Source organism: Legionella rubrilucens, assembly GCF_001468125.1.
Lineage (GTDB): Bacteria > Pseudomonadota > Gammaproteobacteria > Legionellales > Legionellaceae > Legionella_C > Legionella_C rubrilucens.
Window position 1 is genome coordinate 63,784 of sequence record NZ_LNYT01000022.1, and the last position, 20,984, is coordinate 84,767.

The window sequence follows — 20,984 nt, forward strand, 5'->3', positions numbered from 1 at the left end:
ATGATTCCTGCTGAACTGGATTTCATTGATATTCATTACCATGCCAATCCCGATCTGTATGAGCGAAAAGTGGATGCCTTAACTGCTGGCCGCATTTACCAATCCTTGCGGGGCGCTGTCGTTTTAACCAGCCATCTGGGCGCCACCAGCGTGGAAGCCACGCTGGCGCAGCAGCAAGGCTTCCCTGTTTTGCCATCACTCATTCTCAATCACATCAGCGGCGGCATTCATTACCGGGTCGTGTTGCAGGCATTGGCGCAGTATCAGCCGACCTTCCCCGGAAAGATGATTGTCCATTTTCCTACCATTACGGGGCGGCATTACCGTTCTCGCCTGGCAAGGCAATTAAGCAAACCTGGACTTCATGCGGAGATCCTGCAAGGAGAGACCCTCTTCAATGACGCCTTGCAGTTGCGTCCCGAAGTGATTGATATTCTTAAAATGGCTAAGGATTATCCGATTGTTTTATCCACAGGCCATGCGTCAAAAGACGAGGTGCATGCCTTAATCGACGCCTGCATACAACAGGATGTTCCGGCCTTGCTGCTCAATCAGCCCGCCAATCCGTTAACGCATCTGCAGGCACCGGAGCTTGCCCGGTTATCCGATCTGCAATGGCTCTGGATAGAGCAGACCCTGCTAACTTACTTATTGTATTATCAGGATAAGGAGGATTTTGCCGATGTTGTACAAACCCTGCCGCGGGTCATTTACAGTTCCGACTTGGGCCAAAGCAGTCAAATCGATATCCACACCTGGCATGAGTACACCAACACTCTGTTTCATGAATTAGCCCTCCCGGCTTCCCGCCAGATGGAATTACGAAAAACAAACCCCTTGCATTTATTGGGTATGATTTAATTTTCCCTTAATGTACAATTCCTATAATGTAGCATTTTGAGTAATGATGTACCTATCATGGCCATTCGACTGATGACGAAAGAGGACTGCGAAGCCTTTCTTGCTCTTGATCCCATCATATTCCCGAACGAGGAACCCTGGACAGAACACACGTTTAATTATTATTTCAAGCCTGGCCTTGCTTTTGTATCCTATGATGAAAACGGGCAGATGAATGGTTATGTGTTTGCCAAACCTCGCGGAAAAAGCGTCTATATTTCCAATCTCGGTGTTCATCCTGAGGCTGCCGGTCGTGGGATAGGCTCCCAACTCATGGATCAGGTCATTAAAGCCGCGCAAGCGGATGGCTCCAATCCGTTTATCAGCCTGCAGGTAAGAATAAACAATGACAGAGCCAAGAGACTCTACCAAAAATTCGGTTTTATTATTACGAACGATCCCGCTGATGAGGGCTTTCACGCCATGAAACGGCCCTTACACCTCGCACCTGTCAAACAGCAAACCACCCCAGACGTCCTGGCGGTAGAAAAAGAAATCAAACGCCTAAGAAAAAATGCACTGTCGTTTTTCAGTATGGGCAATAATCGCAAAGCGGATGCCATTGAAGCAGCGCTCAACACGGCGATTTTAAACAAAGACATGGACGTCAGGCAAAACGATGCCGTGAAAAGGGCTTTAGCCAAACACCGTCTTTGCAGTTTCTTTAGAACCAAAACAGCCGATGCCTTGCTGAATGTCAACAACAGTTACCCGATGCATTCCTCCTGATAAAAACATTATCAGAAAAAGCGGCGGCCATCAGCAGCCGCTTTAATCCTTAAAAATCTCCTCAAGGAATAAGGCAGTGGTTTGCCAGGAACGCTGATCAGCCGAAGCGTTGTACATCAATCCGGATTCCTTTTCATGCGCGTCCGGATTACTGAAGGAATGCGCGGTCAGACCGTACATGTGCACTTGCCAATCCACACCCTTGCGCGTCATTTCATCGGCAAATTGCCTGACCTGTTCTGGCGGTACCAGGGGATCATCATAACCATGCAGAACCAGCACTTTGGCGGTTATCGCCGCGTTGCTGCCTGGGGGTTCTGAAAGCAGACCATGAAAACTGACCACCCCGCGAAGTTCAACGCCAGTTCTTGCCAAATCGAGCACGCAAAGCCCGCCGAAGCAATAACCAATGGCAGCAATACGGCTGACATCCGCCTGCGGTAAATTGCACACGGTGGTATACGCGGCGAGAATACGCTGCGCCAAATGCGCACGATTCTGAACCAGGGGCGTCATTAAGGCACGCCGTTGTTCGTTGTCAAGACCCAGACGAGCTTCCCCGTACATGTCCAGGGCAAAACCCACATAGCCCATGCTTGCCAGTTGCCTTGCTTTTTCGCAGGGAGCCGCCCCCCGCCCCCGCCAGTCAGGCGCAATCATCACCACCGGGCGAATCTCAGTCGTGCGATCGTCATAAGCAAAATACCCTTGGCATAAGGTCTCTCCATGCTGGTAATCTACGTCATTGCATTGAATCATTGGTTTCCTGAATTCATTACCCTATTAACGAATTACTAACATAAAGCAGAGTAAAAGCACATTCAAGGTTGTTATGATCATTAAATCTTGTTATTGTGTTTGGTTTTTCCACACGATAATTACATTATGGCAGTATCCAAATCACTGTTTGCCAGTCTTGGGACAGGTGCTGGAGTAGCCTGGCCTTTGTTTGGTATTGTCAGTTCTGCTTTAAGCCTCGCTATAGGCGGCCTTAGCGTTGTCGGTTTTGGAGCCGCCTGCGCTTTGTTGTTTTTAATCATTGGTTTACCTGTATTTTATTTTTCCTATCGACAGGAAAAACAGCAGCAAGAACAATTGGAAGCTAAATTTGTTAAGGGGATTGAGGAACTGGTTGACACTCTTTATGCCGCTTTTATATTAAGTGGTGATAGCGATTATGTAAAATTTGTTCAGAGATGGCCTAGAAAAAAAAACGGCTTTCCAAAACTATTAGAGCCTTTTTTGTCAATGCTAATATCAAAAATGAATGATTCAGGCACCAAGGTACCGGATCAACACGTGATTCGGCTTGCCGCAAAACATTATTTTGCAGCAATAGAAACGATGCTGCCGGCTCCCCCTGCAAAAAAACTTGCGCAAACCGCTTTTTTATCCTTTGTCGGTACATTTGGTTCTATAGCCGGATGCAGTGCCGGCATGATGGGCGTTATTTCTTCTTTAGGCATCATGGCTGGTTTTGGTGCTGTTCCCCTGCTTGCGGCTATTATCCTTAGCACATCAATCATTTGTGGAATTTACGCAGCAACTCATGCCATGGCAAGCGAAACTGTGGGCTGGAAAAAAACACAGGTACGCCAACAATTAAAATCGTTTAATCGCACATTTTCCATGGACATACTGGTGGAAAGCCGACTAAAGGAAGAGCAACACGAAAGTGTTTCCTGCACTCTTTTTTACCCGAAACCTGGACATACCCTATCCAGCTCAGAACAGCGTGTGGTGCCTTCAATCCGCAGTAAAAAGCCAGCCGCATCTAATTTTTTACAAAATTGATCATTTATTTACCTTTTTGAAAAATCAGCGGCGTGCCTTACTGCTATATTTAAAATGGAAACATTGTATTAGTTTATTCAGGCAAGGAAAAAGCCGTGTTAGCGAATTACTCAGTTAGCCGCATGACCAGAGATGAGCTCCAATTGGCCATTCAATGGGCAACCAACGAAGGCTGGAATCCCGGTTTACACGATGCGGCGTGTTTTTTTGAAGCCGATCCCAACGGTTTTTTCGTCGGAAAACTGGATGGTAAAATCATTGCCATGGGATCAGCGGTGGTTTATGACGATCAGTTTGCCTTCTGCGGTTTTTACATGGTGGCCCCGGAATACCGCGGTCAAGGCTATGGCCTTGAATTAACCCGACAACGCCTCGATTACGTTGGCAATCGCAATGCCGGAATTGACGGGGTTCTCAACATGCTCAACAAATATGAACGCCTGGGGTATCAAATAGCCCATCAGAATGCCCGTTACCAAGGTCAGGGATTACCCATCCTCAAGGAATTCAACCATGCCATTGTGTCACTTGGACCAGAACACCATGAAATCTTGTCTGCCTATGACAGGAAACATTTCCCCGCCCCGCGCGAGCACTTTTTACAGCACTGGATTAAGCAACCTGAAGGAGCAGCCCTGGCCTGGATTATTGATGGTCAGATAAAGGGTTATGGGGTTCTTCGCGCCTGTCAGCAGGGCTTTAAAATCGGCCCCTTGTTCGCCGACAATTCCCACATTGCCTTTGGCCTGTTTGACAGCCTGGTCAGTCATGCCCATGGGGAAACCGTTTACATTGATATCCCCGAAAATAACCCGCACGCCTTCGCGTTAGTCAATCGCCACGCCATGCAAAAATGCTTTGCTACGGCCAGAATGTACCTGAAAGGGGAACCGAAACTGCCAACGGAACATATTTATGGCATTACCACCTTTGAATTGGGTTAATGATGAGCAGAAACTTAACCGGTTATGCTGGCCATTCCCCTATCCCATCCTGGCCCGAGAGGGCACGGGTAGCCATTAATTTTGTCATTAATTACGAAGAAGGGGCTGAATTAACCCCGGTTAACGGCGATACGCAGGCGGAAACCTATGGCGGCGAATTTCCGATGGCGCCGCGTCCCCAAGGCCTGCGCCACCTGGGAATGGAATCCCTGTTTGAATACGGCAGTCGTGCCGGTATCTGGCGCCTGCTTCGGCTGTTTGAAAAAAAGGCCATGCCTTTGACTGTCTTTGCCACAGGCTTTGCACTGCAATTAAACCCCGAACTCTGCCGTTATTTACGGTTCAGCGGCTATGACATTGCCGGTCACGGCTGGCGATGGTTTGATTACACGCAGATGCCGAAAGAAGAGGAAAAAAAGCACATTGAACGTTGCGTAGAAACCATTGAACAATTAACCGGCCAACGGCCGCAGGGGTGGTATACCGGTCGGCGCAGTGAGCATACCCGGTCTTTGCTGCGGGAGATTGGCGGCTTCCTCTATGATTCAGACAGCTATGCCGATGATCTGCCCTTTCTGGAAGACGATCACCTGATTATACCCTATACCCTGGTCTGCAATGATTTCCGTTACACCACCAATCCGGGTTTTTCTACCGCAGACGAGTTCTACCTGCAGCTTAAAAACACGCTGGATTACCTCTACGAAGACAATCGCCCGGCGCTGATGACCATTGGTCTGCATGCCCGAATCAGCGGCCATCCGGGGCGGTGTCTGGCCGTCAGACGCTTCATGGATTACCTTAGCCGGTTTCCCGATGTATGGATTACCCGGCGTGTAGACATTGCCCATTATTGGCTGAATGAAACCGCGACCCCATCAAAAGGCAATCACCCGGCACGCCGCAAAAAAAAGAAATGACTTAAAAGTCGATGAGCAGACGGTGATCCACTTTTTTAAGTTGTGCTTTAAATAAATCCTTAATCGCTTCCAGCCGCTCAACATTATCGGCCTCAAATCGTGCCACCAGGCATGGCGTGGTGTTGGAGGCGCGTAACAACCCCCAGCCATCGACAAATTCCACCCGCATGCCGTCAATGTCAATGATTTCAGCCGCAGGGAAATGAGCTTCCTGGCTGAAACGCTCCATAAAGCGAAATTTTTCTTCTTCTGCAATGGGAATTTTAATTTCCGGCGTGTTGATGCTGTTGGGAATTGCAGCAAACTGTTCGCCCACGGTAAAGGGTGACGCGCTTAAGATTTCCAGTAAGCGGCAAGCGCTGTAAAGTGCATCATCAAACCCATACCAGCGATGTTTGAAAAACAGATGGCCGCTCATCTCGCCGGCCAATGCAGCCTGTTCCTGCTTCATCACCGATTTCACAATGGAATGCCCGGTGGGACACATTTTCGGCGTCCCGCCCGCCGCTTCAATCACCTTTGCGAGGTGATTGGAGCATTTGACATCAAACACAATGGTCGCCCCCTTGACCTGTTTCAACAGATCACGGGCATAAAACATCATTAAGCGGTCAGGCCAGATGATTTCACCCGTATTGGTCACCACGCCTAAACGATCCGCATCGCCGTCAAAAGCAAGCCCGATATCGGCCTGATGCAGGGCCACAGCCTGGCGCAGGTCGTGTAAATTGTCTTCAATGGTTGGATCGGGGTGATGATTGGGAAAACGTCCATCCACATCACAATACAAGGGAATAACCTCACACCCCAGTTTTTCAAACACGGTGGGGATTACAGGGCCGGCAATGCCGTTACCGCAATCCACGACAACCTTCAATGGTTTGGTTAACATCACGTCAGAGACAATCCGGGCAATGTAATCTGAAAGCACGTCCTGGTTAATCAAAGTCCCTTTACCGGATTGAAACTGCCCCTGACAAACCCGCTCATACAAGGCATCAATGTCCGTCTGTACCAGTGTTTTACCGGCAAGAATGATCTTGATGCCATTGTAATCGGCCGGATTATGGCTGCCAGTGACCATCAAACCGCAATCCAGATCAAAGGCACAGGTGGCGTAATACATGACGGGTGTGGCGACGGCGCCCAGATCAACAACATCAATGCCGCTGTCTAACAGGCCCTGTTTTAGCGCAGTACACAAACTGTCGCTGGTTAAACGACCATCGCGGGCCACGAAAATTTTGTGGCGTTTAAGCGCTTGCAATTCCAGGCTGATGGCCTTGCCGATGGTATAAAAAGCATCTTCATCCAGATAGGTGCCGATAACGCCGCGGATGTCGTAAGCCCGAAAAACTGCACGGTCAATTAGCCGTGGCTGATAAGTCATCATTGTCTCCCGGAGCTGCCAAAACCGCCTTCACCGCGGCTAGACTCGGTAAAGGCGTCAACCACGGTAAACCCCACTCGGGTCACCGGCAGAAAAACCAATTGGGCAATACGATCACCCGGCTCAACCGTAAAATGATCCTGGCTTCGGTTCCAGCAGGAAATTTTTAATTCCCCCTGGTAATCCGAATCAATCAGGCCCACCAGATTGCCAAGCACAATGCCATGTTTATGACCTAAACCTGAACGGGGAAGTATCACCGCCGCCAGATTGGGATCAGCAATGTAAATTGCAAGCCCGGTAGGTAGCAGGACGGTTTCACTGGGGGCAATCTGCAGGGGTTCATTGATGCAAACCCGCAAATCAAGACCGGCCGAACCCGGCGTGGCGTAGGAAGGCAATTCAATGGTTTGCCCAAGACGCGGGTCAAGAATTTTAAGTTGAATGGCGTTAAGCATATCAATTCCTTGCTTTTGTAAGGGAGCCATTTTGAAGAGTTGCCGCAAGAATTGCAATAATTTCTCCCGCAATCCGCGTTTTGTGCTGAAAAGCCAGTGTCCGCTCTCCCTGTGCGGTGATCACGGTAACTTCATTGCCATCCTGCTCAAACCCTTTATTCCCCCCGACGTGATTGGCAATGATCATATCGAGTTTTTTCGCTTTGAGTTTTTGCCGGGCATGCTCAACCACCTTCGTTGTTTCCGCTGCAAAACCGACAACGTAGGCGGCTTGACCGCTTGACGCGACGTCCGCGAGGATGTCCGGGTTTTTAGTCAGGGTCAATGACAGGGATTCAGCCTGCTGCTTTTTTATTTTTTCTGGCGAGGGCTGGTCGATACCGTAATCCGCCACCGCCGCACAGCCAATAAAAATCATGCCCGGGCTCAACGCCTCCATCACAGCTTTTCGCATGTCGCTTGCGGATTCTACCCGGTAACCGGTAACGCCTGAGGGGATAGGCAGCCCCGAAGGCCCGCTGATTAAAATCACATCCGCACCTGCCCTTTGGGCGGCGGCGGCCAGAGCATAACCCATTTTGCCGGAACTGCGGTTGGTAATCATCCTTACAGGATCAATCGCCTCCCAGGTAGGGCCTGCAGTAATCATCACCGTCCTTCCGGCCAGCAGGCCGCTGACAGCATGAAGCCTTAACCCGGTAAGGATGGTTTCCACGTCACTTAAACGGCCTGGGCCTTCTTCACCGCAGGCCTGAAGCCCTTCATCAGGGCCCACAAAAATGACCCCACGGCGGTGCAGGGTCTCGCAATTGTCGCGGGTAGCCGCATGCTGCCACATGCTGCGGTTCATCGCCGGGCAGACGATCACGGGATTTTCAGTGACAAGGCAGAGGGTGGATAACAAATCATCCGCCAATCCATGGGCCATTTTGGCCAGAAAATTGGCTGAAGCCGGGGCAATCAGCAGGTAATCGGCCCAGCGGGCCAATTCAATATGCCCCATGGCGCGCTCTGCCTGTGAATCAAACAGCTCCGTTCTGACCTCATGGCCGCTTAAAGCCTGCAGGGTCAGCGGTGTGATGAATTGCTGCGCAGATTGCGTCATGACTACGCGCACGTCGGCGCCCAGCCGAGTCAATTCGCGAATCAGATAGGCTGATTTGTAAGCCGCAATACCGCCACAAATACCCAAAACAATGTTCTTGCCGGCAAAATCCTGCATGCGTTTCTCATTCAATAGTGACTACCTGCGATCAAAACACAATCCCTGGCATAAAGGAATATCAACGCTCCTGAACCGCCAGACGACGTGGCCTGTGAAAATTACCGTGATTCACTGGACGGCTGTACTGTGCAGTGGGCACGCAGGCTTTCCACCCACTCCCGGTTTTTGCCAAAATCGTAATAACCCATGGTCGCGCTGGATGTCACCTGCCCGTCATTTTTGATGATTAGCCAATCGGTAAAATTGAATACCGGGCTTTGTCTATAGGCAATCAGCGATGACTCGTCCAGTTTGACCAGCGTGGTTTTCGGCGATTGCCTGAGCACACAGTCCTTGATTGCCGACAAGTCAGCGACAGTCAGCGGCGCCACGTAATGGCTATCGCTCTCAGGCACCAGACTGCTCACCCAATTCGGCTTGGACGCATTGAGCGTCCCCTGAGTTAACCCTTGAGGCATGCCTCGGAAATTGATTCCGGGCATAAAATGCATGAGTAATGGGGTGATCATTAGAATCACAAGAAGGACCGTGAATACAACTCCAAGCATTGACATGGTTTTTTCTTTCATTGAATGTAAAATTCCATCTTACCGATTTATTGGTTAACCCGACAGTGAGGGCGGTGTGATCTCCTCAATATCACCGGCAATGACGGCATCCTCCGCAGCAGGCTCCCTCTGTGGCGCAGAAAGCAGGCGCGCCCGCTTGGACTCTTTAATCACTAACTCGGCCTGATTCTGCCGGTCGATGTAAAACGCTGTAAAACTGAAATGCCGAGTCACCTCATACGCTTCGCGGTAATTTTTTTCATCGTCGTCATAAAACTCAACCTCGATCGCTTCCGTCAGAGGAATTTTTTCCACCGTTTCGAGGTACTGAAGCACCTGGCCAATCTGGACATTTTTTCCGGTCTGTTTAAGACGCGCCACGCGGGCATTAAACTGATCGCCTTTCACCGTGGAAATGATGAGCGGGATGGACATGGATTGAATTTTATAAACAGACAGAACATTGTCCTCGTAAGTGTCAATCCGCTCCCTTAACGTCAGTGAGGTATTGAGAATCTCTTCAACGTAGTATTTGATGTAATCCGGGTCATTGTGGTAACTGGCAATGGCAGCAATCGACGTCTCATCATGAGTAAAAAGCCTTCTTACACCGCCCTTAATGTTTGTCTCAGGCGCGTGCAAGTGGGTTCTGTTGAAGGTATGTTGACAGGTAATTGTCCAATCAAAATCAAAGATCCGTATTTTCATGGCCGAGAAGAAAAGAAAAGGTGTCCAAAAGTATAAAACAAACTTTTAAAAAAGAATGCTTTTTTAGCTATTTGTTCATGCCTCCCTTTATTTTAGCTTGTTTTTTGACCAATAAGCTATAATTTAAAGGTAGTGTTGATGGGAGTCTATCAATGGCGAATATATCACGTAAGGAAATCATGGAGTTATCTCACGAAAGCACGGTGGGTTTGATTTATTCACGTAGTGATTTGCATCAATATTTAGTCGAACTTATCCATAATGACAAGACAGACTATATTCATGAGGGAATTGGCGTGGCAGTATTTCCTACCATGGAAGAAGCGTTACGAAGCGCAAAACGGCGCGGTGCCAAGTGTTTTTTTCTATGCCTCGACAATACTTATGATGAATGCGGCGCTGAGCCTGCAACGCCTCATTACAATTACCTGCCCATTCGCCCCAGCCGAAAACATTAACATTTTCCTGATATTCACACTAGAATGAAAGCATGTTGGCATGAAGCCGTCATCCTGCACTGTACGCTGGAGTGAATTGATGGAGAGAACAATGGACGTGTTAGTGGTCGGCGCCGGACCTGTGGGTTTATTTTGTGCCCATGAACTGCTTCGTCACGGCTTGAAAGTCAGGATTGTTGATAAAAAAGAAGGTTTAAGCGACAAGTCCAAAGCCTTGGGCCTGCACATTCGCACCCTGGATGTCCTGGAAGACTGCGATCTCCTTAATGAGGTACTCCGTCAGGGACAGCGTGTCGAAGGCGCGATTTTTAATTCAAAAGGCAAATCGCTGTTTGAAGTCAATTTCAACGGCATTGGCTCCAACCGCAATTACCTGATTGATTTACCCCAGAATCAAACCGAGGCCATTATTTACCAGAGTCTGCTTCATCAGCAGCAGCCTGTGGAATGGCAAACGGAACTGGTGTCCTTTTCCCAATCCAGTCAAGGGATTAAAGCCGTACTCAACCATCAAAACGGCAGCACAGAAGAAGTTGACGCGGCTTGGCTGATGGCCTGCGACGGCTCCCACAGTACCCTCAGGCATCTGGTTAATGAACAGTTCGCCGGAGCAGCCTATGAACAAACCTGGTGGCTGGCCGATGTCCACATTGACTGGGCAAAACCTCAGAATAAAATGCTCATTTACGCCAGCGACAGAGGGCCTTTAGCCTGTTTTCCCATGGGTGAAACCCGCTACCGCGTGGTCATGACTGCGCCGCCTGAATTCAGCGGCGAGCTGACGCTTAATGACATTGTTGCCGAATTCAGCCTACGAAGCCATGAGGCATTTACTCTGTCCCATTCTGTGTGGCTCAGTCAGTTCACCATTCACCATCGTCAGATTCAAAATTACCGCCATGGGCGTGTTTTTTTTGCCGGGGATGCTGCGCATATCCACAGCCCCATGGGCGGTCAGGGATTAAATACCGGCATTCAGGATGTGTACAACCTGGTGTGGAAACTGGCCCTGGTACAGAAAGGGTTGGCTAAAGAGGAATTACTGGATAGCTATCAGGCCGAGCGCCATCCGATTGGTGAGCAGGTGTTGAAAAAAACAGACCTCATGACGCGGATGATTCTTTTGCATAACCCGCTGTTAGTTAGCCTGCGTAATGCCTTTGCCCGTTTGATGGTTTCCTTTAAACCGGTGCGCAAAGCCCTGGCTAAGGATTTGGCCGAGTTAACGATTTCCTATGCCAAAAGCCCGATTGTCCGCGTGCAGGGTGCCGCAGGGCGACTTAAAATCGGCGAATACCTGGGTGATTTCAGCCTGTTGAACCCACGCTTCGGCAGTCAACAAACCGTGTCGCTTCTCACCCGGGGCACGCGGCATCATCTGTTGGTCTTTTGCGGACAAAAAAACAGCGACCTTCATGCTTTTTCAGCGTTATTGCAGCGATTGGCTGAGCGTTTGCAATCCTTTGCGGTGGTTCATGCCGTTGTCAGCGGCACCATCACCCTGCCGGGTTCCTTTGCTTCCGTTTACATTGATCCTGCCTTTTCACTGCACCAGCACTTTGATCTTCAACAGGAAACCGCCGTACTGGTGCGGCCGGATAAGTACATCGGTTTAATTCACTCGCCCATTCATGAAGAGAATTTAGTGGCGGCAATAAGGAGTATGGGGATTCTGTGCTGAACAACAACAGTTGCAAATACCCTGTGGTCAATTATCATTAGGGCATGTACGCGTTCAGATCATGAGAACAACCATGCGCTTTTTCCTTTTTTGTATTGCCGCAGTCGTTGCGGCCGGCGTTCATGCCGACACCATTGACCATTACATGAACATTGCCAATAACATTCCGCAAATGGAGATGAAAGCTGATCCGCAGGCGCAGGCCTGGGCGCGCTCGGCGCGGAATGTGTTGACCATTACCAGTGAAACAGTGGCAGAAACCCTGATGCAGGCCAATGAACTGGCAAAAACCCAGGGACGCCCCCTTTTTTGCCTGCCCAATGGCGTTTCGCTCAATGCCGTCACGCTCAATGGCATCATCATGCAGACTTACAATGAGATATCCAGCCAACAAAGCGACAAGGACAAAATGACGGTTTCACAGGTCGCCTGGCTTGGTGTGGCGAAAGCCTACCCGTGTAAGGGTCAATCGAATCTTCCCCAGGCAATCCAGCATGTGGGAGCCCTGGGTCAATAACCAGCAAGGCCGGCTAAACCGGCCTTTTCACCTTATTGGCTGAATTCTTCAAAAGCTTCCAGCGCTTCGGCGGCATACATCAAAGAAGGCCCGCCCCCCATGTACACAGCCATTCCTAGTGTTTCAATCAGTTCTTCACGGGAAGTTCCCAGTTTAACTAAGGCCTGGGAGTGAAAACCAATGCAGCCAGGACAATGATTGGCCACAGCCAGAGCCATGGCAATGAGCTCTTTGGTTTTTTTATTGAGCGCGCCGTCTTTGGTGGCAGCCTGCGACAACGCTGAAAAGCCAGCCATGACATCCGGCATTTCTTTGCGTAATTTTGCTAATTGGGTACTGATTCCTTTGGTAATGTCACCAAATTTCTGGGTCATTGGCATTCTCCTGTGTTGGCCTGAAGCATTCATTAACAGCCGTTTATATCATGCGGCCCCCAGTGCCCACAAGTTTGTTTATTTATAGCTCAAAGAGAGCATCGCGTACCCTGCTGCAGGGTTTGCAAGTCGGCCCATAACCGTTCAACAATGGGGGTATGGGCCGGCTTTTTCAGACGAATAGCCCCCATGGTTAAAAGCCGCTCATCAAAATGCGGCCCGCTGAGCCGCTGCAGCCGTCCATCCGCCAGCTCCAGAGCCACCTGGTGTAAGGGCAAACGCCCCCAGCCCAGGCCAGCCACGATAATGTCTTTTTTGGAATGAACATCGCTGACCGTCCAGCGCCGCCCGTGTTCGAGAACTCCAAAAGTAAAATCCGACCGCGATGAATCGCGCAAAATAACCTGCATGCAATCGGATAAATCATCCAAATCATGAAGTTTTTCGGCATATTGCTCGATAAACAGCGGAGACGCCACCGCCACCATGGGTTCCGAACGCAGGACAATCACTTCCACTGCCCGATCGGAAATCAGGTTTTCACTGATCACCACATCCGCCTGATGCCGCAATAAGCGTTCACAGGCACCGCCCAGGGACTCCGATAAAAAATGGAATTGAGTCAAGGGATAAGTACTTATCCAGTGCCGCAATAACTCTTTTAATGCACTTAAAGGGTAAAACACATCGATGGCAATGGTGATGTCGCTCTCCATTCCGGCCCCCAATTGCTGGGAAAACTGGTTTAAATGCCGCCAATGACCGACCAGTGACTTGGCCCGCTTATAGAATTTTTCACCCTGCGGTGTCAGTTCAGGACGATAATGGCTGCGATCAAACAGACACAGGTTTAAGCGGTCCTCCAGTTTTTTCACCGCCAGAGTAATGGCTGGCTGTGTTTTAAACAGGGCCTTGGCCGCCGCATTGAAGCCGCCTTTTTCCACCACGGTGACAAAAGTGTGCAAGGCATCGAAATCAATTTCCATTAATTTTTTTAATTAAATACATAAAAACTTAATATTATCAAATTATAGAGATTTCTTCTAACCTGCATTCGAACCCAATCACAGCAGGATCCAACGATGAATAACATGAATCATGACGAGGTGGTTAATGAGTTAACCTTCCTTCTGATGCGCCATCTCCGTTCCAGTGAAGAGAAGCACAGCGCCTGCCGCAAAGCGCTCTGTCCGTGCTGCCAGTACTATCCCAGAAAATACCTGGCCTTGGCGGTGCAAAAGCAATGGCCGCTGGTGATGATTCTTCCCGCTTTCCCGGCAAAGTCAGCCAATCGGGAAAAAACCCTGTCTCCTTATCCCGATCGGGGTGAAATCATGGGGTTAAGCCACTTAAACACCCTTTGCGCCGCCATGCAGCAAATCTACTGCCAGGACGTCAGGCTTATTATCTGCTCGGATGGCCGGGTGTTTAACGATCTGGTGTTAGTGAGTGATGAGGACGTGGACATTTATCAACACGGCGTTAAACAAATCATCAAGGATTATCAACTGAATCATCTTTCCACGTTTTCGCTGGACGATGTCTATGATTTAAAAGCATACGGCCGCATGCGCGAACAGTTGATGAATGAGTATGCAGAACCTCTTCCAGAACTTCTGGCACGCCTGCAACGGGATGCTGCCCTGGTGTATCAGTTTAACGGCATTCATCGCTTTATCATTGAAGATCAACTGGCGCTGAACCCCACTTTATCAAAAAATCAGATGAGAAAGCAGGCGAAGCCGATTGCCTACGAAGTGATGCGCCGCTCCAACGCCTGGTCGCGATTGCTGGCCAATTATTTTCCACAAAGCCTGCGTTTGTCCATTCATCCCCAACCCTGCGGTTCGGATAAATTGGGCATTCAGTTCCTGCCCGCCAGCAACCAATGGGCTACCCCCTGGCATAACGTGCTGTTAAAAAAGCCAGAAGGGTGGCAACTGGTCAAACGGCAAGAGGCGGAGCGCCTGGGTGCCCGCTTAAATCATGATCATTATGTTCTGGAGGCTTGCTGATGTTAACTGTATCCGCTTCGTTTACCCCGCATCTCATCACGGCAGCACAGGACGATCTCACCGGGATACCGCTTAACGATCTTCTGAAAAAAGTGACACAACACCAGCTTGTCCTGTTGCGCGGTTTTAAACAACTGGCCAAAGACAGGCTGCTCGAATATTTGCAGAGCCAGGCCTCCCTTCTGCATTGGGATTCTGGCCCGGTGATGGAAATGCGGGTGGACAAACGCAAACCCAATTACCTGTTCACCGAAGGCGATGTGCCTCTGCATTGGGATGGGGCATTCCATCAGGAACCGCGCTTTCTTTTTTTCCACTGCTTAAAAGCGCCTCTGCCGCAATGCGGCGGCGAGACCCTTTTTGTGAATACCCAACAGATCTGGGACACGGCCAATGCCGGACAACAGGCGGCGTGGCGTCACTACCTCTTCTCATTTAAGACCGAAAAACGGGTTCATTATGGCGGTGCCATTGTCCGGCCCATGGTCACCCGCCATCCGGATACCGGTAAAACGATTCTTCGCTTTGCCGAACCCGTGGGCGAGGATTATTTAAATCCCGTCGACGTGCAGGTGCTTGGCAAAGAAAAGTCGGAATCAGAGGCCATTCTCGCCTCGTTAAGTGATGTCATGCGAGATCCTCTGCATTGCCATGAACACCGCTGGCAAGAGGGCGATTACCTGATTGCTGACAATTTTGCCCTGTTGCATGGCCGCAATGCCTTCAGCCAACACAGTCCCCGTCATTTAAGAAGGATACAGATTCTATGAAACCTTATACCCTGATGCAGTTAAAACAGAGCACCACTCCGGATGAATTCAGCCGCCATTTACGCGAAATGGGCGAACTCTTCTGGTGGGAGCCAGGCCAGTTTTTTGTGGTTACCTCTTATGCGTTAGCCAAAGCAGTGCTCACCAGTGAGGATTACACCTGCGATCGTACCCCCTTTTTTATTTCGCGCATGCCGGAGATGAATTTAGCCTTAATCAGCGATTTTTTTAAGGTCGTGAGCCGCATGATGGTGATGAGCGATGCCCCGGCACACACCGACAGACGGCGCATTTGTTACCATGGCTTTGGCCAGCAGACCCTCGATAAATTAAAACCCCTGATTGATGCCACCATCGAGCGTTGCCTGCTGGCGTTCAAAGCGGGGCAATCCTTTGATTTTGTGCATCAACTGGCACAAACCCTCCCCTCAACCACCCTGGCTGAGTTGTTTGCCATCCCTGAGCGTGAGCGTCTTGATTTTTATGAGTGGTCGAACAACATGACGCAGTTTTTCGGCGGCTCCACCACTTATCAGGATGCGGACGGCATCCGGGTTAACCACAGCGCCAAACGGTTGTATGACTATTTCGCCAATCTCATTGAGGCACGCCGCCGCCACCCCGGACAGGATTTTTTAAGCACCCTGCTGCTGCATCAGGCGCACTTTGGCCTGACAGATGACGAAATCATCTCCCAGGCCATTATGATGCTGGTCGCAGGGCAGGTCACAACCACGGATCAACTCTGCAATAATGTGTATACCTTACTGACAAAACCCGGACTGTGGAGCAGGCTTCAGCAGGACAGCCACCGTCTTGATGCTTACCTTGAGGAATGCAACCGTCTGGATCCGGCCGTCACCTTCATTTTCCGGGTCACCCGAAACGACACGGCATTAGGAGGGCAGTTGATTGAGCAAGGCAAGGTGATTTTCATTGCAACGCATGCCATTAATCGTGACCCGGTTCATTTCAGCAACCCCGATGAGGTGCTTGTGGAAGGCCGGACAGTACCTCATTACAGTTATGGTTACGGAAGCCATTTCTGCCTGGGCGCTAAATTGGCCAGACTGGAAATGCACCGCCTGGTTGAGGTCTTGCTTAAGCGCTACCCGAAATTACAGATTGATCCTGAGCATACACCGCAGCGAAAGCATCACAGTCTATCCTTTTCGGGATTTGAGCATCTTTTTCTCTGTCCCGGCGATTAAGCAAAAATTTCCCTGAGGAAATTTTCCATGGCCTGAAGGGAGCGGCGTTCGGCAACCGGACTGTAGATTGTCCCAAGCTGCGTATCATGGGCCTCTGGGTTGGCAAAGGCATGTTGGGTATGACCATACAGGTGCACTTGCCAATCGACTTTGGCCTCGGTCATTTCCTGACAAAACTCGTTAACCTGCTCGGGACGAACCATGGGATCATCGTACCCGTGCAGCACCAGAATTTTGGCGCTGATGGGATGGGAGTGCAGTTCTTTAGGCTTGTTGAGTAACCCATGGAAACTCACGACGCCTTTTAGAGGCACTCCGCTTCGCGCCAAATCAAGCACACAAAGACCGCCAAAGCAAAACCCGATAGCCGCCACGCGGCTGTTATCCACTTCCGGCATGGCAATCACCGCGTCAAATGCGGCATTGATGCGATCACGCAATAAAAGCCGATCATTGGCGAGAGGCTGCATGAGGCCCATTTTCTCATCCGTGGTTTCACCCAGACGTCCATGACCATACATATCCAGGGCAAAACCTAAATAACCCATACCCGCCAGCATTTCCGCTTTTTTACAGGCGAAATCGTTACGGCCGCTCCAATCATGGGCTACAAGCACGGCAGGCCGCGGCCGATCGTGTGAGTCGTCATAGGCTAAAAAGCCGTGCAGTTCCTGTTCGCCGTGATGATAAATGTAATTCGATGTGTGCATGAGTTATCCTTTTTTTCTGGCTGATCCGTAGGGGACATTGCGCAAATGTCCAACAAAAATGCCATTAAATCAATCCGTTGTGTGGATTATTTTTCCCATTCCGCGATTTTTTTCATTAAAAAGCCGGCACCGTACAACACCGCCCCCGTGAGCAACAGGCAAAAAATTCGGACGAGCGTCGGTGTGGATGCCGCATCGTAAAGCAAGGCTTTGCCGGCCGCAAAACCTAAAACAACAAGGGCAGATTTTGCCATGGTTTTATCCCGTCGCTGATAGGCAAACGCCATGACAGCAATGGCGTAAAACAACCAGCAGGCCGATACCGCCAGGGAGCCGTAAGGATCTGCAAGGCGGTAAAATCCGGCAATGGCCAATACATGGGCCGCGCCCAGCAAAGCCGAGCCCTTCTCGTCATTGTGAGCTAAATCGTCGCGGCGATAAATAAGGACTAACCATGTGCTGATCAAAGCAGCAAAAGCGACAGGGAGCCAGGATGCAGGACCGTCACTGACCACCATGCCTGAATGGGTCTGCAGCAGATGGTTAATGATATTGATGTATTCAATGGCGAGAATAATAAAGCCAATCAACGCCGGAACATACCACGTTCCCCTGTCTTTCATCGAGGATGGATTAAACGGTAAAAAGGCTAAAGCCAGCATAATCGCCACATACACCCAGGGTTTGATGTCAGCAGGCAGCAGTTCAATATAAAACGAATGAAACAGAACAATGGCGACAAAAGCAAAAATAACCGGCTGACTTTTAATCCGACCGTCAGGAAACCAGCGTTTAGCCGAGACATACAGCGTAAGCAGCAAGCCGGCAAACAGCAAGGACAGCCAGGGCGCCAAACCCGGATAACCCCGATCGATATAAAAGTACTCCATTGCATAAAACAGCATGAGGACAGGGAAGAAACCCCAGGCTTCTTTTTCAGTCAATTCCTGCTGATTCACGCGGGTAAATAAATAGGTGCCTAAGGCAAAAATGAGAAAATGCAGGGCCAGTACGACGGCAATCGTGGCATCATCGTTTAAATCAAGGCCAATAAGCGACGTAATGAGGATGGCAAGATACGCCGCAATAATCGTCATTAACCGTGAGCGCAGCCAGATGGAAAGGGTTGCAAACGTCAGGGAGCAGCATACAAAATAGTAGACGGTAAAAAGCGCCTGGGCGTGAAAACCAAGAATAACCGGCGAAAGGTAAGCGCCTACTGCGGCACAAAGAGCATAAACATCGTGTTTTATTTTCAGATACAGGCCAATGCACAGCAACGACACCAGCGACGTCAGAATCAATGCCGCATCAGCAGGCACCAGCGCGTAAAGGCGGTGCGCGGCAAAAACGGAAAGGTAGAGAATAATCACCCCCGCCGCCGGCAACAGGCTTGCATAACCGCGATAGGTAGAAAGCATTGCCAGCCCGGAGCCGATTAAGCTCATCCCGAACACGGCCGCGATGACAATTTGGCGCGCAGGCGTTAACCAACCGCTGTCAATGGATAATTTAATAATAAAACCCGCCGCCAGCACAAAACACACCACCGCGATTGTGCCCAGCCAATTCCCGGATTTGGATGAGATTTCGACTGCGTCTAAATGAGCCGCCTTCCCATTGGAAGCGGGGACTTCAGGCTCATGCCAACCGGATTGCGCAAGCGGCGTGGGCAGAGCCAGTTTTTTTTCAATCACGGCAAGACGCTCTTCGATGGCGTGTAAGCGTTGTTCAAACCGGGTCAAATCCATTGGATGCCTCGACGTTTCCCTTAACTGATCTAATGGTAATCCTATCTGCGGCAAATGGGTATCTTAGCGGGCAAATTCCATATTGAATTTTTCCTGAGGAATGAATTGGCCCTTATTAAACACATACCTGTCCACCTCGCAGGTCAGGCCTTCCTGATTGATCACATAAAAACTGTTGAATTTGTCGCGGGTACGCACACAGGATAACGAACCGGCGTGCAGAATCATGACATTATCCTGATTGTTCTTTTCAATGAGGGTGATGTTGGCATAATGCAAATGACCGGTGCAGACAATGTGGATTGGGCTTTGTTTCAAATAGTCAATGAATTCCTGCGCGTTGGTTAATGGATTGTGCATGCCCTCAAAATAATGAAAGTTATGATGGAAAAAAAGAATGTTCAGATGCTGCTCGGATTCCTGAAAGAACGCCTTCATTTTCACCATCGACTCCTGCGACAGCCGCCCGTCCTTGAATTCATACGGAGTCACCGAGTTAAGGCCCAGAATCCGGCACTGGGCATTACTGAAACTGACTTCCAGTTCCGTGGACACATAGCGCCTGTACTGTTTAAAAGGCCACAACAGGCGGGCAACGGAATTAAAAAAAGGAATATCATGATTACCAGGGATAACGAGATGGGGTGCACGCAGCCTTGCTAAAAACTCAGCCAGCGCCTTGAATTGCCAGCTTCTCGCGCGTTGGGTCAAATCCCCGGAAATGATCAGCAAATCCGGTTGAATCAACGCACAGGCCTCGTGAAATGCCTCCGGGATGGTTTCAATGTGGTGGCCAAAATGCAAATCGGAAATATGAATAATTTTTATCATTCCGTCCCTTGCCTTTCGATATTTTTCAGTGAGGTTAATCAAGCCTTAACCAGAGTATAGCGTGGCATTCATTGGGCTGCTTTTATTCCATGCCCACTGAGCATGAGGCTCTTCGTTGTTAAAAAGGTTGCACCAACATTTGCTTACGCCCTGAGCAATTGACTTATGGAGGCTTTTCGATGGTGATAAGACGCAGGCCTTGAGGAATGATTTTATAACGCAAAGGGGATTCCATCCGCCTGACGTCGCCATCCAGCGACACGTTGAGCTCAGCAACGTCCTGACAATGAATTTCAATGGGTGACTTAGACTCTCTGAATTCGAAATTGCTTCTGCGATTAAGCAGGGCGCGAAGGATTTTGAGTAAACGCATCCGGCCATGCCTGAAAAAATAAAGCCCCAGCCGGCCACTGGTAAAATCGTCACGCTTGAACGTCGCAGGAAACTCATAGGTGTAGAGATTATTGCTGACCATCAAAAACGACGTACGCAGAGACAGCACGAAATGGTCGTTTTTGACCTGCAACGACAGGGTTGGATGCTTGCGCAGACTATCAATGAAGCTTGGGATGTAACTTAGCCATTTATAATATTTTCGGCTGTACAAATCGCGCCTACGGGCAAATTTGGGATAAAAGCCAATCGATGAATTGTTGACGAACACCTGACCATTGACTTCGGCCAGATCAATCACAGTCGTGGTGCGCTGTTTTAACGCCTCAACCAGGTCCTCAACGGTTAACGGCAGCAGCAATTCCCGGGCAAAGTGATTCAGAGTTCCCAGGGGAAGAACCCCCATTACCGTGCGGGTGGTGGCGCAATAATGAGCCGCAGAGCGCACCGTGCCGTCGCCGCCGCCCACCAGCAGGATATCGTATTTCGGCTGACACTCTTTGATGGTTGCATCCAGATCGCTGGCATTGACCTCATACAAATCATAAGCTATACCCCCCGCTTCCAGCCCCTGAAGGTACGGTGCTGCGGATTGGGCATTCTTAGCCTGTTGATTGATGATAACCGCGAGGGCGGTCATAAAATCCCCGTTTTTTA

General features: G+C 49.8%; 23 protein-coding genes. 11 read left to right on the forward strand and 12 right to left on the reverse strand.

Features of this window, described 5'->3' with window-relative positions; all coding sequences use genetic code 11:
- Both Lrub_RS11945 and Lrub_RS11950 read left to right on the forward strand, forming a co-directional pair.
- Positions 1–861 (forward strand): DUF6282 family protein, encoded by an 861-nt coding sequence (locus Lrub_RS11945; protein ID WP_058532348.1) that lies wholly within the window; start codon positions 1–3, stop codon positions 859–861.
- A 57-nt stretch (positions 862–918) separates the two neighbouring features.
- Positions 919–1,629, forward strand: coding sequence for a GNAT family N-acetyltransferase (locus tag Lrub_RS11950; RefSeq protein ID WP_058532349.1), 711 nt, complete (start codon positions 919–921; stop codon positions 1,627–1,629).
- Between the two features lie 42 nt (positions 1,630–1,671).
- Here the strand turns inward: Lrub_RS11950 and Lrub_RS11955 are convergent, their stop codons facing one another.
- Complete coding sequence (locus Lrub_RS11955) at positions 1,672–2,388, reverse strand: dienelactone hydrolase family protein (RefSeq protein ID WP_058532350.1); 717 nt, start codon at positions 2,386–2,388, stop codon at positions 1,672–1,674.
- Positions 2,389–2,514: 126 nt separating this feature from the next.
- On the opposite strand from Lrub_RS11955, the gene Lrub_RS11960 reads away from it, so the two are divergent.
- From Lrub_RS11960 to Lrub_RS11970, 3 genes are all read left to right on the forward strand, one after another.
- On the forward strand, positions 2,515–3,423 hold the full coding sequence (locus Lrub_RS11960; protein ID WP_058532351.1) for a hypothetical protein: 909 nt from the start codon (positions 2,515–2,517) through the stop codon (positions 3,421–3,423).
- 95 nt (positions 3,424–3,518) lie between these two features.
- Complete coding sequence (locus tag Lrub_RS11965) at positions 3,519–4,367, forward strand: GNAT family N-acetyltransferase (RefSeq protein ID WP_193392357.1); 849 nt, start codon at positions 3,519–3,521, stop codon at positions 4,365–4,367.
- A gap of 2 nt (positions 4,368–4,369) precedes the next feature.
- On the forward strand, positions 4,370–5,287 hold the full coding sequence (locus tag Lrub_RS11970) for a polysaccharide deacetylase family protein (protein WP_133134055.1): 918 nt from the start codon (positions 4,370–4,372) through the stop codon (positions 5,285–5,287).
- A 1-nt stretch (position 5,288) separates the two neighbouring features.
- Here the strand turns inward: Lrub_RS11970 and Lrub_RS11975 are convergent, their stop codons facing one another.
- From Lrub_RS11975 to Lrub_RS11995, 5 genes are all read right to left on the reverse strand, one after another.
- Positions 5,289–6,677 carry a phosphomannomutase/phosphoglucomutase gene (locus Lrub_RS11975; RefSeq protein ID WP_058532792.1) on the reverse strand — a complete coding sequence of 463 codons (1,389 nt, stop codon included), beginning with the start codon at positions 6,675–6,677 and terminating at the stop codon, positions 5,289–5,291.
- Positions 6,677–7,135 (reverse strand): dUTP diphosphatase, encoded by a 459-nt coding sequence (dut, locus tag Lrub_RS11980; RefSeq protein WP_058532354.1) that lies wholly within the window; start codon positions 7,133–7,135, stop codon positions 6,677–6,679. Before dut ends, Lrub_RS11975 begins: the two co-directional genes overlap by 1 nt.
- Position 7,136: 1 nt before the next feature.
- A complete protein-coding gene (gene coaBC / locus Lrub_RS11985) occupies positions 7,137–8,357 on the reverse strand; it encodes a bifunctional phosphopantothenoylcysteine decarboxylase/phosphopantothenate--cysteine ligase CoaBC (protein ID WP_058532355.1) in 1,221 nt (406 codons plus the stop codon).
- A 101-nt stretch (positions 8,358–8,458) separates the two neighbouring features.
- The gene (locus tag Lrub_RS11990; protein WP_420324361.1) at positions 8,459–8,869 is read right to left on the reverse strand and encodes a DUF1499 domain-containing protein; all 411 of its coding nucleotides are present in this window, start codon (positions 8,867–8,869) and stop codon (positions 8,459–8,461) included.
- Positions 8,870–8,962: 93 nt separating this feature from the next.
- Positions 8,963–9,616: a hypothetical protein gene (locus tag Lrub_RS11995; protein ID WP_058532356.1), complete on the reverse strand. Its 654-nt coding sequence runs from the start codon at positions 9,614–9,616 to the stop codon at positions 8,963–8,965.
- A 152-nt stretch (positions 9,617–9,768) separates the two neighbouring features.
- On the opposite strand from Lrub_RS11995, the gene Lrub_RS12000 reads away from it, so the two are divergent.
- From Lrub_RS12000 to Lrub_RS12010, 3 genes are all read left to right on the forward strand, one after another.
- Positions 9,769–10,074, forward strand: coding sequence for a hypothetical protein (locus Lrub_RS12000; RefSeq protein ID WP_065235771.1), 306 nt, complete (start codon positions 9,769–9,771; stop codon positions 10,072–10,074).
- A 79-nt stretch (positions 10,075–10,153) separates the two neighbouring features.
- Entirely contained in the window at positions 10,154–11,755 is a 1,602-nt protein-coding gene (locus tag Lrub_RS12005; RefSeq protein WP_237760815.1) for an FAD-dependent oxidoreductase, read from the forward strand.
- A 61-nt stretch (positions 11,756–11,816) separates the two neighbouring features.
- Positions 11,817–12,272, forward strand: coding sequence for a phosphatase (locus tag Lrub_RS12010; protein ID WP_420324360.1), 456 nt, complete (start codon positions 11,817–11,819; stop codon positions 12,270–12,272).
- 32 nt (positions 12,273–12,304) lie between these two features.
- On the opposite strand, the gene Lrub_RS12015 is transcribed toward Lrub_RS12010, so the two are convergent.
- Both Lrub_RS12015 and Lrub_RS12020 read right to left on the reverse strand, forming a co-directional pair.
- Positions 12,305–12,646 (reverse strand): carboxymuconolactone decarboxylase family protein, encoded by a 342-nt coding sequence (locus Lrub_RS12015; RefSeq protein WP_058532359.1) that lies wholly within the window; start codon positions 12,644–12,646, stop codon positions 12,305–12,307.
- An 89-nt stretch (positions 12,647–12,735) separates the two neighbouring features.
- Positions 12,736–13,632 carry a LysR family transcriptional regulator gene (locus tag Lrub_RS12020; RefSeq protein WP_058532360.1) on the reverse strand — a complete coding sequence of 299 codons (897 nt, stop codon included), beginning with the start codon at positions 13,630–13,632 and terminating at the stop codon, positions 12,736–12,738.
- A gap of 96 nt (positions 13,633–13,728) precedes the next feature.
- Between Lrub_RS12020 and Lrub_RS12025 the strand changes: the two genes are divergently transcribed.
- Genes Lrub_RS12025 through Lrub_RS12035 form a run of 3 tightly spaced genes read left to right on the forward strand, consistent with a single transcriptional unit; the run spans position 13,729 to position 16,642 of the window.
- Positions 13,729–14,661: an isocyanide synthase family protein gene (locus Lrub_RS12025; protein ID WP_058532361.1), complete on the forward strand. Its 933-nt coding sequence runs from the start codon at positions 13,729–13,731 to the stop codon at positions 14,659–14,661.
- The gene (locus tag Lrub_RS12030; protein ID WP_058532362.1) at positions 14,661–15,431 is read left to right on the forward strand and encodes a TauD/TfdA dioxygenase family protein; all 771 of its coding nucleotides are present in this window, start codon (positions 14,661–14,663) and stop codon (positions 15,429–15,431) included. The genes Lrub_RS12025 and Lrub_RS12030 overlap by 1 nt, the downstream gene beginning before the upstream one ends.
- Entirely contained in the window at positions 15,428–16,642 is a 1,215-nt protein-coding gene (locus Lrub_RS12035; RefSeq protein ID WP_058532363.1) for a cytochrome P450, read from the forward strand. The genes Lrub_RS12030 and Lrub_RS12035 overlap by 4 nt, the downstream gene beginning before the upstream one ends.
- Here the strand turns inward: Lrub_RS12035 and Lrub_RS12040 are convergent.
- The 4 genes from Lrub_RS12040 to Lrub_RS12055 all read right to left on the reverse strand — a co-directional run bounded on the left by Lrub_RS12040 (position 16,639) and on the right by Lrub_RS12055 (position 20,967).
- Positions 16,639–17,352 carry a dienelactone hydrolase family protein gene (locus Lrub_RS12040; protein WP_058532364.1) on the reverse strand — a complete coding sequence of 238 codons (714 nt, stop codon included), beginning with the start codon at positions 17,350–17,352 and terminating at the stop codon, positions 16,639–16,641. The genes Lrub_RS12035 and Lrub_RS12040 overlap by 4 nt on opposite strands.
- Before the next feature lie 86 nt (positions 17,353–17,438).
- A complete protein-coding gene (locus Lrub_RS12045) occupies positions 17,439–19,103 on the reverse strand; it encodes a DUF2339 domain-containing protein (RefSeq protein ID WP_058532365.1) in 1,665 nt (554 codons plus the stop codon).
- A 63-nt stretch (positions 19,104–19,166) separates the two neighbouring features.
- Entirely contained in the window at positions 19,167–19,934 is a 768-nt protein-coding gene (locus Lrub_RS12050) for a metallophosphoesterase family protein (RefSeq protein ID WP_237760816.1), read from the reverse strand.
- Between the two features lie 163 nt (positions 19,935–20,097).
- The gene (locus Lrub_RS12055; RefSeq protein WP_058532796.1) at positions 20,098–20,967 is read right to left on the reverse strand and encodes a diacylglycerol/lipid kinase family protein; all 870 of its coding nucleotides are present in this window, start codon (positions 20,965–20,967) and stop codon (positions 20,098–20,100) included.
- Between the last annotated feature and the right edge of the window lie 17 nt (positions 20,968–20,984).